At 68.0% G+C, this 14175-nt stretch carries 13 protein-coding genes; 7 read left to right on the top strand and 6 right to left on the bottom strand.

From position 1 onward, the window contains the following. Positions 1-49 precede the first annotated feature (49 nt). Positions 50-346, bottom strand: coding sequence for an I78 family peptidase inhibitor (locus tag G370_RS0108505; protein ID WP_010485066.1), 297 nt, complete (start codon positions 344-346; stop codon positions 50-52). A gap of 176 nt (positions 347-522) precedes the next feature. Between G370_RS0108505 and G370_RS0108500 the strand changes: the two genes are divergently transcribed. Next, the gene (locus G370_RS0108500) at positions 523-1185 is read left to right on the top strand and encodes a hypothetical protein (RefSeq protein WP_019660212.1); all 663 of its coding nucleotides are present in this window, start codon (positions 523-525) and stop codon (positions 1183-1185) included. A 68-nt stretch (positions 1186-1253) separates the two neighbouring features. Beyond that, positions 1254-2030, top strand: coding sequence for a CDP-diacylglycerol diphosphatase (locus G370_RS0108495; protein WP_019660211.1), 777 nt, complete (start codon positions 1254-1256; stop codon positions 2028-2030). On the opposite strand, the gene G370_RS0108490 is transcribed toward G370_RS0108495, so the two are convergent. Continuing rightward, positions 2027-2626 carry a GNAT family N-acetyltransferase gene (locus tag G370_RS0108490; RefSeq protein WP_019660210.1) on the bottom strand — a complete coding sequence of 200 codons (600 nt, stop codon included), beginning with the start codon at positions 2624-2626 and terminating at the stop codon, positions 2027-2029. The two genes, G370_RS0108495 and G370_RS0108490, sit on opposite strands and share 4 nt — an antisense overlap. Before the next feature lie 216 nt (positions 2627-2842). Between G370_RS0108490 and G370_RS0108485 the strand changes: the two genes are divergently transcribed. Continuing rightward, positions 2843-5569: a TonB-dependent receptor plug domain-containing protein gene (locus G370_RS0108485; RefSeq protein WP_019660209.1), complete on the top strand. Its 2727-nt coding sequence runs from the start codon at positions 2843-2845 to the stop codon at positions 5567-5569. 80 nt (positions 5570-5649) lie between these two features. Here G370_RS0108485 and G370_RS0108480 read toward each other — a convergent pair whose 3' ends face one another. Further along, positions 5650-6291 (bottom strand): hypothetical protein, encoded by a 642-nt coding sequence (locus tag G370_RS0108480; protein ID WP_019660208.1) that lies wholly within the window; start codon positions 6289-6291, stop codon positions 5650-5652. Between the two features lie 182 nt (positions 6292-6473). Between G370_RS0108480 and G370_RS0108475 the strand changes: the two genes are divergently transcribed. Continuing rightward, complete coding sequence (locus tag G370_RS0108475; protein WP_019660207.1) at positions 6474-7634, top strand: amidohydrolase family protein; 1161 nt, start codon at positions 6474-6476, stop codon at positions 7632-7634. Between the two features lie 78 nt (positions 7635-7712). On the opposite strand, the gene G370_RS0108470 is transcribed toward G370_RS0108475, so the two are convergent. Together G370_RS0108470 and G370_RS0108465 are read right to left on the bottom strand one after the other, a co-directional pair. Further along, on the bottom strand, positions 7713-8150 hold the full coding sequence (locus G370_RS0108470) for a DUF3806 domain-containing protein (protein ID WP_019660206.1): 438 nt from the start codon (positions 8148-8150) through the stop codon (positions 7713-7715). A 132-nt stretch (positions 8151-8282) separates the two neighbouring features. Beyond that, entirely contained in the window at positions 8283-9164 is an 882-nt protein-coding gene (locus G370_RS0108465) for a LysR substrate-binding domain-containing protein (RefSeq protein ID WP_019660205.1), read from the bottom strand. Positions 9165-9286: 122 nt separating this feature from the next. Between G370_RS0108465 and G370_RS0108460 the strand changes: the two genes are divergently transcribed. Together G370_RS0108460 and G370_RS0108455 are read left to right on the top strand one after the other, a co-directional pair. After that, positions 9287-9988, top strand: a complete 702-nt coding sequence (locus tag G370_RS0108460; protein WP_019660204.1) for an ankyrin repeat domain-containing protein — start codon at positions 9287-9289, stop codon at positions 9986-9988. 51 nt (positions 9989-10039) lie between these two features. Continuing rightward, positions 10040-11497 (top strand): amidohydrolase family protein, encoded by a 1458-nt coding sequence (locus tag G370_RS0108455; protein ID WP_026347047.1) that lies wholly within the window; start codon positions 10040-10042, stop codon positions 11495-11497. Between the two features lie 119 nt (positions 11498-11616). Here the strand turns inward: G370_RS0108455 and G370_RS0108450 are convergent, their stop codons facing one another. Further along, a complete protein-coding gene (locus tag G370_RS0108450) occupies positions 11617-12546 on the bottom strand; it encodes a LysR family transcriptional regulator (RefSeq protein ID WP_019660202.1) in 930 nt (309 codons plus the stop codon). 2 nt (positions 12547-12548) lie between these two features. Here G370_RS0108450 and G370_RS0108445 point away from each other — a divergent pair, with 2 nt between their 5' ends. Beyond that, a complete protein-coding gene (locus G370_RS0108445; protein WP_342662192.1) occupies positions 12549-13832 on the top strand; it encodes an MFS transporter in 1284 nt (427 codons plus the stop codon). The last annotated feature ends 343 nt before the right edge of the window (positions 13833-14175 follow it).

Raw genomic sequence — 14175 nt, 5'->3', positions numbered from 1 at the left:
CGCAGAGCAGCCGAGCGTGGGCTCGGCTCTACAAAAACTGAGGCGGCGCTTACTCGCAGCGGGTGGCGGTGATGACGTTGTCCTTGTCCACGAACACGCGCAGGCGGTCCTGGCGGATGTCCTTGGTGGTGATGGTGCTGGGGCCGATCGGGTTGACCAGGCCGGCACCACTCTCGCGGGACAGGCGGCGGATGTTGGGCTCATTGGCCGGCTGGCCGATCGCCCAGCCCAGCTGGCTGGCGTCGCAGCGGCCGCTGCCTTTGACTTCCGGGCCAGGGGTGCTGACGCAGGCCGACAGCAGCAGGGCAGAGGCCGGCAGCAACAGGGACAGACGGAATGCGGACATGCGAGCGCTCCTGCGCAGGGGAAGATGACGGGAACGATAGCACCGGGCGTGCGAAAGGCGTCAGCGATCCGGTCATTGCCGGCACAGCGTGGTCATTGCATAGTGGGAGCAATGGCTGGCAGTACGCCAGCAGGCAGGCCGGGCCCTTCCGGCGCAGGTGTTGGGTACGGTACGGTATGACGTCAGGCAGTTTCCGCGGCAAGAACAAGACGATGACGGCGCTGGCGCTGTCGCTATCGTTGTTGGGCGTGGCGTCTGCCGCCTCCGCTGCCGATCCGGAACCTGCGGCGGTCGAAACCCCGGTGTTCGGCGCCTGGCGCAACCTGCAGACCGAAGCGGGCTACGAGCCTGCGCAGCGTAATCTGGCCTTTGCCATGCTGCCGCAGGCGGCGACCCGTGGCGACCGTTTCGCTATCCTCGACCGTGAAGGCAAGCGGACGGTGTGCTGCCTGCAGGTGGCCAGCCCCTCGCTGGGGGTGGCCGCGCTGCGTGAGCAGTACCACCTGCCGCAGGCCTGGGTGACCGACCTGAGCAATGGCCGCAGCCCGGTACGTCCCTATGTGCCGCACGTCTATGCGATGCAACGGGTGGACGAACTGGCCGACTACAGCTTCGCCGACGTGCCGGGCGCCTACAGCGACCTGGGCGGGCTGCTTATTCCCGAAGGTGCCGCGCTGGAGGCCGACGGCAGCGCCGTCCGCCTGGGAGACATTCGCTATCCGCTGCATTTCCAACGCCAGCCGCATGCTGATGACGATGGTGCGCTGGACCGCTACAGCCTGCAGGCGGGCGAGGGCGGGGCACCGATCGTGGTTGAAGTGCCGTTCGGCACCTACTGATTGCAGCAGCGCATTGGCTAGAATGCAGCGCGGCGCTGTGTGCGGTGCCTGTTCCGTGAGTTGTTTCCGTGTCCCTGCGCCCCTTCCTGCTGCCGTCCCTTCTGCTCTTGTCTGCCTGTGCAAGCGCGCCGCCGCCACCGGCTCATGCCGATGCGCTGTGGCGGTTGATCGAGCGTGACTGCCGTGGCGCTGGAGGGCCGCGGGGTGACTGCCTGCGGGTGGAGCCGGCCGCAGACCGCCGCGATGTGCTGGTCAAGGACGCGCACGGCGACTACCAGTTCCTGCTGATGCCGCTGGACAAGGTCAGCGGTATCGAGAGCCGCAGCCTGTACCAGCGCGGTGCACCGAACTACTTCGCTGCGGCCTGGCAGGCGCGCAGCCATACCGAGCAGGCCTTGCGGCAACCGCTGCCGCGCAACGTCGCGAGCCTGGCGTTGAACTCGCCGCACGGCCGTTCGCAGCACCAGCTGCACATCCACGTGGATTGCCTGCGTGCCGACGTGCTGCAGGCGTTGGACGCGCATGCCGTTGCCCTGGGCAGCCGCTGGGCACCGCTGCCGGTGCCGCTGCGTGGTCATCAGTACCAGGCCCGCCTGTTGCCGGGCGCGGAACTGACCGCCAATCCGCTCAATCTGCTGGCCTATGACCTCGCCGGCGTGGACGACGTGGGCCAGTGGAGCCTGGTGGTGGCGGGACGGGACCCGGTGCAGGGTGGCCCGGGTTTCATCCTGCTGGCCACCCGTGTGGACCCCGGCACCGGTAACGAGGCCAGCGCTGAAGAGCTGCAGGACCACGCCTGCGCGGTGCTGACCGGCGCAGGCGTATCGCTGGAGCGGGTCCGCTAACCCTGGGGCTGCTGGCGGCTGCGCCAGACCGGCGCGGTCAGCGCCAGCAGCTGGCGATCCTGCCAACCGTCCAGATCCAGGTGATGGTCGCGCAGCAGCCCTTCCTGTTCGAAGCCGAAGGCGTGCAGTGCAGTGGCGAACGGGCTGCTGCAGTCCGGTGGCAGCATCACGAACAGGCGGTGCACGCCCACATCCTCGAAAAGGAACGGGCACAGCGCCCGCAGCGCTGCATCCGCGTGCGGGTGCCAATGCTGCAGCGACAGCAGCTCGGCGCAGCGCGTCTGCAAGCACTGCAGGCGGACATGCAACTGGTCCAGTACTGTGCCGTGCTCGTCATCGAATACTCCCAGCATCAGCTGATCGTTGTCCTGCTCCAGCCGCGAACGGTGCATGTGGGCCAGGAAGCGGGCTTCCTCGTCGATACCCGCCGGATGGCGTCGGCCGCGCCGGCGGCGGTCATCGAACAGGCGCCAGCGCGGCAGGTCGGTACGCTGGAACGGGCGCAGGGTGACCGGTGCGGCCTGCAGCTGCAGCAGGTGACGGCGCAGCACCGGCCGCAACGGGGGGAGAAGCGGGGTGGGATACGGGATCATCATCCCCGGCACGATGGCCGTGCCCGCCCCCCTGCACCATTCAAAACATTGCAAAAATGCGGTGAGCGGCGCCGGGGGACTGATTCGGTTCAGGCATAAGGCCATCAGGCCTGGTCATTTCCGTTGAAACCACCCATTCAGGACACTTTCGTTACGGGATCGTTATGTGCCCCACAGGCCGCTCCCGCTACCACCCGCCCAACTCCCCCCAGGAAGCCCATGTCCGCCTCCCCCAAGGCGCTGCGCCCGCGTCCGCTGGTGCTCGCACTGTCGTCCCTGATGCTGGTTTCGCTGCCGGCCTTCGCGCAGGAAAGCGCGCCCACCACATTGCAGGAAGTGAAGGTCACCGGCTCGCGCATTCCGCGCGCCAGTGTCGAGGGGCCCTCGCCGGTGACGGTGATCAGCCGCGAGCAGATCGACGCGCAGGGCTACCGCAATGCCTTCGATGCGCTGAGCGCGCTGACCGAGAACACCGGCAACGTGCAGGGCGAGGACTTCGGCAATACCTTCACCCCGGCCGCCAACACCATCAACCTGCGCGGGCTGGGCCCGAACCGCACGCTGGTGCTGGTCAACGGCCGCCGCCAGGCCGACTATCCGCTGGCCTACGAGGGCTCGGTGAACGTGGTCAACCTGGCCAACATTCCCAGTGCGCTGATCGAGCGCATCGAGGTCCTGGCGGCCGGTGCGTCGGCGGTGTATGGCTCCGATGCCATCGCCGGCGTGGTCAACATCATTCTCAAGGACCGCTTTGAGGGTGTGGACGTGAACGTGCGCGCCGGTGGCACCCAGCAGGGCGGTGGTGACAACCAGCGCGCGCAGGTGGTCGGGGGTAGTTCCGGCGAGCGTTGGGATGCGCTGTTCGGCTTCGAGTTCGATGTGCGCAAGGCGATCCATGCGCGCCAGCGCGACTTCATGGATTCGCTGGACGATGACCCGGCCGGCAAGGCGCCGCAGGCGACCGCGATCGCCTATCGCCGCAATGCTGCCACCGGCCGCAACATCGATCCGGGCGTCAACGGCTGCGACGCAGCGTCGGACATCTATGGCGGGAGCGTGTTCCGCGCCAACAACCCGCGCCAGGGCTGGTACTGCGGCAGCAATGAGGCCGCAGCCAGTTACTGGACCGTGCAGACCCAGAAGCGCAACCTCAATGGCTATGGCCTGCTGACCTTCCACGTCAACGAGACCACCGATCTGTTCGCCGATGTCGCCGTGGGCAGCGCGCGCATCTACAACAACACGCGTGCGCCGACCTGGACCTCGGCGCGCAACTACTTCTACAACCAGACCACCGGCAATCTGGAAAGCTGGTACCGCCGCTTCGCGCCGGAAGAAATCGGCGGCCTGCCGCGCAATGCCAACCGCTTCCTGGAAAACTCGTGGTCGTTCAACGTCGGCGCACGTGGCCAGATCGGTGACAGTGGCTGGGACTATGAGGCGGTCTACAGCCGCTCGCGTTACGAGAACCGCACCCGCCGCCCGGTGCTGCTGGCCGGTATCAACGAATACCTGCTTGGCCCGAAGCTGGGCGTGCGGAATGGCGTAGAGGTCTATGCGCCGGATCCGGCGCGCCTGTTCCAGCCGCTGAGCCCGAACGAGTACCAGAGCCTGTCCGGCTACCAGGAGAGCCGCAACGCGGCGTGGCTGCAGACCTTCAGCGCCAGCGTCAACGGCCGGCTGTTCGCACTGCCCGGTGGCGACGCTGCGCTGGCCGCGGTGGTCGAGGCTGGCAGCCAGGGCTATCGCAATCGACCGGACCCGCGACTGGGCACCGGTGAATTCTGGAACACCAGCGCCGGTATTGGTGCCGGTGGCGAGCGCGACCGCTATGCTGCCGGCGTGGAGCTGCAGCTGCCGTTGCTGCAGTCGCTCACCACCACCCTGGCCGGGCGCTATGACCAGTACCGTGCCGGTGGTGAGCACATCGGCAAGGCGACCTGGAGCTTCGGCGTCGAGTTCCGCCCGATCGAGAGCCTGCTGATCCGTGGTACCGCTGCCACCAGCTTCCGGGCGCCGGACATGAACTACGTGTTCGCGACCGAGACGCGTGGTTACAACCCGGGCATGACCGATTACTGGCGCTGCCGCACCGCAGGCCAGTCGTATGACAACTGCGATTACAACGGCCTGTCGATCGACTACAGCAACCGCGCCAACGCACAGCTGCAGCCGGAAACCGCCAAATCCTATGGTTTCGGCGTGGTCTGGTCGCCGCTGTCCGGGCTGGATTTCAGTGCTGACTACTACGACATCCGTATCGACAATGAGGTCACCAGCCTCGACACCAGCCGTATTCTTCGTGATGAAGCCGATTGCCGCCTGGGCCGCACGTTGGGTGGCGAAGCACGCGATATCGGTTCACCGCTGTGCCAGGACGCGCTGTCGCGGGTGATCCGCAACCCGTCCAATGCCACGGTGCAGCCGGACCAGGTAACCCGCGTGCTGATCAACCCGATCAACGCCGCCTCCGAATCGGTGCGCGGCCTGGACCTGAAGGGCAACTGGCGTTTCGATGCCGGCCACTATGGGCGGTTCACCACGCGCCTGGCCTACACCGTGGTGCTGGAGCACAAGTACCGGCAGTTCTCCGATGATCCGGAGCGTGACATCCGCAATTCGCTGGATGACTACCAGTGGCGCAGCAAGGCCAACGGCAGCATCACCTGGAACCAGGGTGACTGGACCACTACGCTGTACGGCAACCGCTTCGGCTCGCTGCCGAAGACCGATGGCAGTGGCCGCATCGCGCCGTACATGACGTACAACGCCAGCGTGTTCCGCCAGTTCGGCGAGAACCTGTCGGTGGGCGTGATCGTCAACAACCTGCGCGACAGCCGCCCGCCGGCGGACAGGAACGGTGGCGGCTGGCCGTTCTACCCGGTCGGCAACTACGACCCGTATGGCCGCCAGTACTGGGTGCAGCTGGACTACCGGTTCCGCTGATCGGGCGGGCAGACAGAAGGCCCGGCAATGCCGGGCCTTCTGCTGTGTCCCTATCCGCTGTGATGGCGCGCGCCGGCGGCCTAGGGCAGTGCCTGCTGCAGGTACGACTCGATGACGTAGCTGAAAGGCTGCTGCTGGCGGTCGCGCAACAGGGCACGCACCTCCAGGACCACGCCGCGGTCGCCTTCGCCCCGCGGCGGCCAGAACGTCTGGTCGGCCAAGGTCTGGCGCTGGAAACCGAGCGGGCCGACCACGCGACCGAAGGGTTCGTCGGTGCTGTCCAGCACCTGGTTCATGGCCGGGCTGAGATGGCCGGGCAGGTACCAGTTGTCGGCCTCGGACAGCACGCGGCTGCCGCAGACCAGCTGCACCCGGCGATAGCGCAGCTCGGCGCCGGGTGCTGCACCCAGTGCCTGCAGTACGTCGGCCGGGGCCGGCTTGTCGTGACCGTGTATGCGCACCGCGCGGACCCGCGCCTGTTCGGCCAGGCCATGTTCGGCACACCAGTGTTCCAGCGTGGCGGTGGCGCTCTGCCCGGACAGCACGCGCTGGTGCAGGCGCTCGACCAGTGCAGCCGGGGCAATGCGCTGCTGGCCCGGCGGCGACTGCAGCGGCGCAGCGGCCGCCGCATCAGTGGCGGACAGGCTGGCGATCGGGGCGGCGGCAAGCAGGGACGCGGCCTGCCAGCGGCGGAGACGATCGTGGCGGTCGGACGGGCCCATGCGGCATCACAGCGGAAACAGGCGCCCATGTTACCCGTTCAGGGGTGTGCACGGCGTGGCTGCGACCGGTTGTCGCAGGGCAATCATCGTTCTGGTGAATGCGTACCATCCAGATATTTCGTTGGTCGATGGCTGCGGCGAGGCGCACGATGGCGCCATTCTTGGCATTCCGGGAGTTCCCGATGACCCTCCAGTTCGTCCATGGCGGTGTCGACCGCGACGGTGCGCCACTGCATTTCCATGTCCGTGATGGCCGCATCAGCGGCCTCAATGACGAGGCCACGCCGGCAGAAGGGGCGGAATGCGTCGACCTGCAGGGCTTCGCGGTGCTGCCCGGGCTGGTCGACGGCCACATTCACCTCGACAAGAGCTTTGTCGGCGACCGTTGGCACCCGCACCAGCCGGTGAACAGCCTGCGTGAGCGGCTGGCGGTGGAGAAGGCGGCGTTGGCGGATGCGGCACCGATGGTGGACCGTGCCGAGGCGCTGATCCGCCAATGCAGTGCTTTCGGTACCGTGGCGATGCGCTGCCATGTCGATATCGACGCCAGCACCGGTCTCGGCCATCTCGAAGCAGTGCGCGAGGCGGCGCTGCGCTGCGCCGACATCATGCGGATCCAGCTGGTGGCGTTTCCGCAGGCAGGGGTGATCTCCTGTCCCGGCACCGCCGCCGTACTGGAGCAGGCGCTTGCTGCGGGCGTGGAGGTGCTCGGCGGCATCGACCCGACCACGCTCGATGGTGATGCCGAAGGCCAATTGGCGCTGCTGTTCGGCCTGGCCGAGCGCTACGGCGTGCAGCTGGACATCCATCTGCACGAGCCCGGCGAAACCGGCCTGGCGCAGCTTCTGCGCATTGCAGCGCGGACGCGGGCCGCCGGCCTGCAGGGGCGGGTTGCGGTAAGCCATGCCTATTCGCTGGGCGACGTGCCGCTGGCGCGCGCGCTGCAGGTGGGCGAAGCACTGGCCACGGCGGGTGTGGCGATCATGAGCAATGCGCCGGGCGATCATCCGTTCCCGCCGCTGCGCGCGCTGCATGATGCCGGTGTGCGCGTGTTCGCAGGCAACGACAACATCCGCGACTGCTGGTGGCCTTACGGCAACGGCGACCTGCTGCAGCGGGCGATGTTGCTGGGCTACCGTTCCGGCTTCTACACCGATGCCGACCTGATGCTGGCGCTGGACATGGTCACCACCCATGCCGCGCAGGTGATCGGCCTGCCGCAGCATGGTATTGCCGAAGGCCGGCCGGCGACCTTCGTGGCCGTGCGTGCCGACCACGGCCCGGCCGCCGTGGCCGGGGTGCCGGTGGAGCGCAGGGTGGTGGTCGACGGCCGCTGGCTGTAGATCCGCGTCATGGCGTGGACGGCACCATCGCGCGGTCTCATTCATCCACGCATGGCGTGGATCTACCCCGATATGCCGTCAGGCGTAATCGTCAGCGCGGGTAGCGACGAACTCTTCCAGCCACGCAAGCAGGTGGGCGATGTCGATGATCTCGCCCTGCTCCACGCGCTTGAGCAGCAGGGTGCTGGCGCCGATCTGCAGGCTGCTGTCGGCATAGCGCAGCACCGCGTCGATGCCCCAGGCATCGGTCACCTGCATCCAGGTCAGGCCCGGCACACGCTGGGCCAGAGTGTCACCGAATGCCACGCCCAGTGCTTCCCAGCCATCGCAGTCGGCGCGGTCGATCAGCTCGGCATCGACCACGCGCTGCAATGTGCTGGGGGCCAGCGGCCATTGCACCGGCAGCGTCGGGAAGCTGGCGGCCACGCGCGCGGCGATCAGCGAGCGCTGGTGCTGCAGATGGGTCTGCAGTGCAGCAGGCAGGGGATCGAAACGGGTGGGGAATTGGTCGGACATGCCAGGGCGCCGTGGAGCACGGAAACAACAGGCACTCTACGAGGCGATTGTTGCCCGTCGTACGGCCGGAGTGACCATGTTTCGATGCGTGATGCGCGAAAGGCATCCACGCATGGCGTGGATCTACTGTGGTCAGTCCGGTTCGCGCCGTACCTGCCGCCACAGCTCGCTGGCCAGTGCCCGCACCGCATCATCGGCGTCGGCACGATGCAGCAGGCCGATCTCGTAGTTGTCGATCACCGGCAGGTCGCGCTCGCCATCGATGATGCGGTGCTCGCGGGTGACTGCACGGCGCGGCAACAAGCTGATGCCGATGCCATCGGCCACCGCGCCCTGGATGCCACTGAGCGATGAGCTGGTGAAGGCGATGCGCCAGCGCAGGCCCAGCGCTTCCACGGCGTGGATCATCTCGTCGCGGTACAGGCCGCGCGGCGGAAACGTGACCAGCGGCAGTGGGTCCTGCTGCAGGCAACTGCTGCGCAGGCTGTCGATCCAGTGCATCGGCTCGCGCCGGCAATGCACCGCCTGGCGGCTGTTGCGGCGTTGTTTGACCAGCACCAGGTCCAGCTCGCCGTGGTCGAAGCCCTGCGCCAGGTCACGGCTGAGGCCGCTGCTGATCTCCAGCTTCACCTGCGGGTGGCGGCGGCTGAAGGCGGCCAGCATGCGGGTGGTCTGCGGGTTGACGAAGTCCTCCGGCACGCCGATGCGGACCGCGGTTTCCACCGTCGCGCCGGCCAGCGCCTGTGCCATTTCCTCGTTCAGGTCGAGCATGCGCCGCGCGTAGCCGAGCAGGGTGTGGCCGGCGTCGGTGGGGTGTACATCGCGGTGGCCGCGCTCGAGCAGGCGATGCCCGGCCAGTTCCTCCAGCCGCCGCACCTTCTGGCTGACCGTGGACTGGGTCGAATGCAGGCGCGTGGCCGCTGTGGTGAAACTGCCGCAGTCGGCCACCATCACCAGCGCCCGCAGCAGGTCCAGTTCGAACAGGGTTCTATTCGATTTGGCACTGTCTTGCATTTGAACATTTCACTTCTGGATACCCAGGCCGACTTCTACCATGCAGGGCAGGGGCCGGCAATGCGCGGCTGTTGCTACCGTCGCACGGCGTTCCGTGGCGACGGACACGAGGAGACACTGTCATGCGCGTCCATCATTCCGCTGGCTGGCCTGCGCCCTTCACGCGCGTGCTGCTGTTGTGCCTGCTGGCCATGGTCACCCCCGCCTGCACCGCCACGTCCCGGGCCGACGCAGACGCGCGCCTGCGGGATGCTGCCAGCCGCGGCGACGCCGATGCAGTGCGACAGGCGATCGAGGATGGCGCCACGCTGGAGGCGCGCGATGGCCAGGGCCGCACCGCGCTGCTGCTGGCCACGCACGGCAACAACGTGGATGCCGCGCGCGAGCTGATCGAAGCCGGTGCCGACGTCAATGCCAAGGACGCGATGCAGGACAGCGCCTACCTGTACGCCGGTGCGCGTGGCCTGGATGAGATCCTGGCGATGACCCTGGCGCATGGCGCCGATCTGCGCAGCACCAACCGCTATGGCGGCACCGCGCTGATTCCGGCCGCCGAGCGTGGCCACGTCGCCACCGTACGTACGCTGTTGCGCGCGGGCGTGGCGGTGGACCATGTCAACCGCCTGCACTGGACCGCGCTGCTGGAAGCGATCCTGCTCGGCGATGGCGGTGCGCGCCACGTGCAGATCGTGCAGCTGCTGCTGGAGGCCGGTGCCGACCCGGAGCTTGCCGACGGCGATGGCGTGACGCCGCTGACGCACGCGCGCCAGCGCGGCTATACCGGAATTGAGACCCTGCTGCGCCAGCACGGCGCGGTGCGCTGAATGCAAACCCCTTCCACCCGCACGCTGGGCGTGCCCATCAGGATGCTGTCCATGTTCCGTTCCCGTCCGTTGTCCCTTGCCATCCTCCTTGCGGTAGCACCGCTGTCGGCCTCTGCCGCCGAGCGCGCCGACCTGCTGATCCGCAATGCCACCGTGGTCGATGTCGAGCACGCCAGCACCCTGGCCGGGCAGAGCGTGGTGATCCGCGGCGAGGACATCGTCGCCGTCGGTCCAGATGCGCAGCTGCGCAGCCAATGGAGCGCGGCCCGCCAGATCGACGCCAAGGGCAAGTACCTGATCCCGGGGCTGTGGGACATGCACGTGCATTTCGGCGGTGGCCCGGCGCTGATCGAAGAGAACAAGGCACTGCTGCCGCTGTACATCGCGCACGGCATCACCACCGTGCGTGATTGTTCCGGCGATCTGCCCGAGCAGGTGCTGCAGTGGCGTGGCGAAATCGCCAAGGGCACGCTGTTCGGCCCGCGCCTGCTCAGTTCCGGCGCGAAGATCGAGGGCATCAAGCCGGTGTGGAAGGGCACGATCGAAGTGGGCAGCGAGACCGACGTCGACAAGGCGATTACCCGACTGCAGCACGACAAGGTCGATTTCGTGAAGATCACCGACAGCACGCTGACGCCGGAACTGTTCCTGTACTCGGCCAGCGCTGCGCGAAAGGCCGGCTTCAAGGCCTCGGGCCACATTCCAATGGCGCTGACCGTGGAGCAGGCGGTCGATGCCGGCCTGGCCTCGATCGAGCATCTGGACTACGCATTCAAGGCCGGCAGCAAGGACGAAGCGCAGATCGCCGCCGACTTCGGCGCCGGGCGCATCGATCGCGCCGAAGCCAATCGCCGCCTCGACGCCAGCTTCGACCGTGACACCGCAATGCGGGCCTACCGTGATTTCGCCAAGCGTGGCGTATTCGTGACCCCGACCCTCAACGGCGGCCGCATCCTCGACTTCCTCGACCAGGATGACCACGCCAACGACCCGTACCTGGCCTACATCGGCCCGGGCCTGCGCGCGACCTACCAGTGGCGCGTGGACCGCGCGGCGAAGGCGACGCCGGCGCAGATCGAAGCGCGCCACGCGCAGTACCACCAGGTGGCCGCAGTGCTGCCGATGCTGCAGGAGGCCGGCGTGACGATCATCGCCGGTACCGATGCGGGCTTCCTCAATTCGTTCAATTTCCCGGGCATCGCCCTGCACCAGGAGCTGCAGCTGTTCGTGAAGGAGGGCCTGAGCGCGCCGCAGGCGCTGTCGGCCGCCACCCGTTCCGGCCCGGCCTGGTTCGGCCAGATGGACCGCTACGGTGGCGTTGCACAGGGCAAGGCTGCCGATCTGGTGCTGCTGACCGCCAACCCGCTGCAGGACATCGCCGCCACCGAGAAGATCGACAGCGTGATCCTGCGCGGCAACGTGTATGACCGCGCTGCGCTGGACAGGATGTTGGCTGATACCAGGGCCAAGGTCGCGGCGTGGAATGCGGAGGCGGCGAAGGCCAATTGAGGGTGGGGCGGGGCGGAATCCACGCAACGCATGGCGTGGATCTACCGGTTGCCGTCCGGGCATCCATACCCGCGATCAGCAGTAGATCCACGCCATGCGTGGATGATGCGGCCGATGACCTAACGCGGTGCCGGCCGCATGCCATGCAGCTGCGGCAGTGCGGCCTTCATCGCACCGATGAAGGCGCGCAGCCGCGGCGGCTGCTGGCGCGCGGCCGGAAACACGACATGCACCGGCAGTGCCGGCGGCTGCCAGTCCGGCAGCAGCTGCACCAGCCGCCCTTGGGCGAGGTCGTCGGCCACCAGCCAAGCCGAGACCACCGCTGCGCCCAACCCGGCGCGTGCAGCCTGCTGCACCACGAACAGGTTGTCGCTGAGCAGGCGCGGGCTGATCGAAAGGGTATGCGCGCGCCCCTGCGCGTCATGCAGCAGCAGGCGTTCGCGGTAGTAGGTGACCAGCGAGATCCATGGCAGTGCCTGCGCCTGTTCCGGCGTACTGACCGCCGTGACGTCCACCAGCGAGGGCGCTGCCACGACGATGCGCGGCACTTCGGCCAGCGGCAGTGCCACCATGCGCGGTTCGTCGACCGGTCCCACACGCACCGCGCAGTCGATGCCTTCGGCGATGAAATCCGGGCGACGATCTTCCAGGATCCACTCCAGGCTCAGCTGTGGGTGCTGGGCGAGGAACGCGAGCATGGTCGGTAGCAGCTGCGCCTGGCCAAAGGCATGCGGCACCATCACCCGCAGGCGTCCGCGCAGCGTTTCCGGTTCGCCGTTCAGTTCGGCCTGCAGCGACTCCCATTCGTCGACCACGCGTTGTGCATGACGCTGGCAGCGCAGGCCGTCCTCGGTCAGTTGCAGGCCGTGGGTGGAGCGCTGCAGCAGGCGCAGGCCGAGCTGCCGCTCCAGTGCCTGCAGGCGTCGGCTGACCGTCGGCTGGGTGGTGCCCAGCTGCAGGGCCGCAGCAGACAGGCTGCCGGCATCGACGATGCGCAGGAAGGTGCGCAGCAGATCCAGGCGATCAGCGCCGGTGGCGAGGTCATTCATGCATGTGGCGTATGAAGTATATGTGCCAGAGCCTACTACAGACGTCTGGCGAATACAGGCAGGATACGCCCACTTCCTATCCGGACTCCCCCATGTCTACCCCCTCGCTGTCTGTTGCGGCCGCACCGGCGACCGTACCTTCCACCCCGTTGGTGCTGGCAATGGCTGCCGGTGCCGGCTTCTCGGTCGCCTCCCTCTACTACAGCCAGCCGATGCTGGGCCTGATCGCCCAGGACCTCGGCGCAGGTGAGCGCGCCGCCGGCCTGGTGCCAACCCTGACCCAGCTCGGCTACGCACTGGGCATCCTGCTGCTGGCACCGCTGGGCGATCGCTTTGACCGCCGCCACCTGATCCTGTTGAAGTCCGCGCTGCTGGCGCTCGCCCTGGGCGCAGCAGCAATGGCCGGGCAGCTGCCGGGCTTGCTGGTGGCCAGCCTGCTTGTCGGGCTGACGGCCACCCTGGCTCAGGACATCGTGCCCGCAGCGGCGGTGTTGGCGCCGGACGCGCAGCGCGGCCAGATCGTCGGCCGGGTGATGACCGGCCTGCTGCTCGGCATCCTGTTGTCGCGGGTGGTCAGTGGCGTGGTGGCTGAAGCGTGGGGTTGGCGCACGCAGTTCGTGCTGGCGGCGGTATCGGTGGCGGCGATGGGCGCGGTGATGGCGCGTGCGCTGCCGCGCTTCGCGCCGACCAGCACGCTGCGCTATCCGGCGTTGTTGGGTTCGTTGTTGGCGTTGTGGCGCGAGCAGCCGCAGCTGCGCCGTGCGGTGGCCAGCCAGTCGCTGCTGGCCGTGGGATTCAGCGCGTTCTGGTCGACCCTGGCGCTGATGCTGCATGCCCGCCTGGGGCTGGGTAGTGCGGCGGCGGGTGCGTTTGGTATTGCGGGTGCGGCCGGTGCACTGGCCGCGCCGTTTGCCGGCCGTTTTGCTGATCGACTGGGGTGCCATGCGGTGGCACGGCTGGCGATTGCGGTGGCGCTGCTGGGCTTCGGCCTGCTGCTCGCCGAAGCCTGGTTGCCGGCCGCCGCGCTGCTGCCGTTGCTGGTGGTGAGTGCGCTGCTGTTCGACTTCGGCTTCCAGTCGGCGCTGGTGGCGCACCAGACCCTGGTCTACGGCCTGGTACCGCCGGCACGCAGCCGGCTCAATGCGCTGTTGTTCACCGGCATGTTCATCGGCATGGCCGCCGGCGGTGCGCTGGGCAGCCTGGCGCTGGCACAGTGGGGGTGGCACGGCGTGGCCTGGCTGGCGGTGGTGTGTGCGGGCGGCAGCCTGCTGCTGCGCTTGAAGTAAGGGGGGTGTTTGGCAGGGCTTGCAGCCCTGCACCTGCTGGAGGCAACAGCAACAGCAACAGCAACAGCGGGGTTCCTGTAGGGAGGCGGGGTGGGTCCGGTTGCGGGGGACGCCGTGAATCCCCAGTCCGGCCCAGCCGCTGGCGGCTGGGCGTTCGGGCGCTTGCGAAGCAATGCTTCGCAAGCGAAGCGCCCTCACCCATGGGGGCTCGGTCGCGCCTTGCTCGTGTGCGCTGTCCTGCGCACACGGCAAGACCGGGGTTGGGCGTCCTGCCCAACCCGCCCGAGGCATGCCTCGGGCCCATGGCGCTCACGCCCCCGCAACCGGACCCACCCCGCCTTCG

Source organism: Stenotrophomonas hibiscicola ATCC 19867 (assembly GCF_000382065.1).
GTDB lineage: Bacteria > Pseudomonadota > Gammaproteobacteria > Xanthomonadales > Xanthomonadaceae > Stenotrophomonas > Stenotrophomonas hibiscicola.
Note: the sequence above shows the minus strand (reverse complement) of the source record. Positions and strands in the feature narration are given on the sequence as shown.

Coding starts and splice junctions, on each gene's coding strand:
- G370_RS0108505 (WP_010485066.1), bottom strand. CDS start 346: ATGTCCGCATTCCGTCTGTCCCTGTTGCTGCCGGCCTCTGCCCTGCTG.
- G370_RS0108500 (WP_019660212.1), top strand. CDS start 523: ATGACGTCAGGCAGTTTCCGCGGCAAGAACAAGACGATGACGGCGCTG.
- G370_RS0108490 (WP_019660210.1), bottom strand. CDS start 2,626: ATGATGATCCCGTATCCCACCCCGCTTCTCCCCCCGTTGCGGCCGGTG.
- G370_RS0108485 (WP_019660209.1), top strand. CDS start 2,843: ATGTCCGCCTCCCCCAAGGCGCTGCGCCCGCGTCCGCTGGTGCTCGCA.
- G370_RS0108480 (WP_019660208.1), bottom strand. CDS start 6,291: ATGGGCCCGTCCGACCGCCACGATCGTCTCCGCCGCTGGCAGGCCGCG.
- G370_RS0108475 (WP_019660207.1), top strand. CDS start 6,474: ATGACCCTCCAGTTCGTCCATGGCGGTGTCGACCGCGACGGTGCGCCA.
- G370_RS0108470 (WP_019660206.1), bottom strand. CDS start 8,150: ATGTCCGACCAATTCCCCACCCGTTTCGATCCCCTGCCTGCTGCACTG.
- G370_RS0108465 (WP_019660205.1), bottom strand. CDS start 9,164: ATGCAAGACAGTGCCAAATCGAATAGAACCCTGTTCGAACTGGACCTG.
- G370_RS0108460 (WP_019660204.1), top strand. CDS start 9,287: ATGCGCGTCCATCATTCCGCTGGCTGGCCTGCGCCCTTCACGCGCGTG.
- G370_RS0108455 (WP_026347047.1), top strand. CDS start 10,040: ATGTTCCGTTCCCGTCCGTTGTCCCTTGCCATCCTCCTTGCGGTAGCA.
- G370_RS0108450 (WP_019660202.1), bottom strand. CDS start 12,546: ATGAATGACCTCGCCACCGGCGCTGATCGCCTGGATCTGCTGCGCACC.
- G370_RS0108445 (WP_342662192.1), top strand. CDS start 12,549: ATGTGGCGTATGAAGTATATGTGCCAGAGCCTACTACAGACGTCTGGC.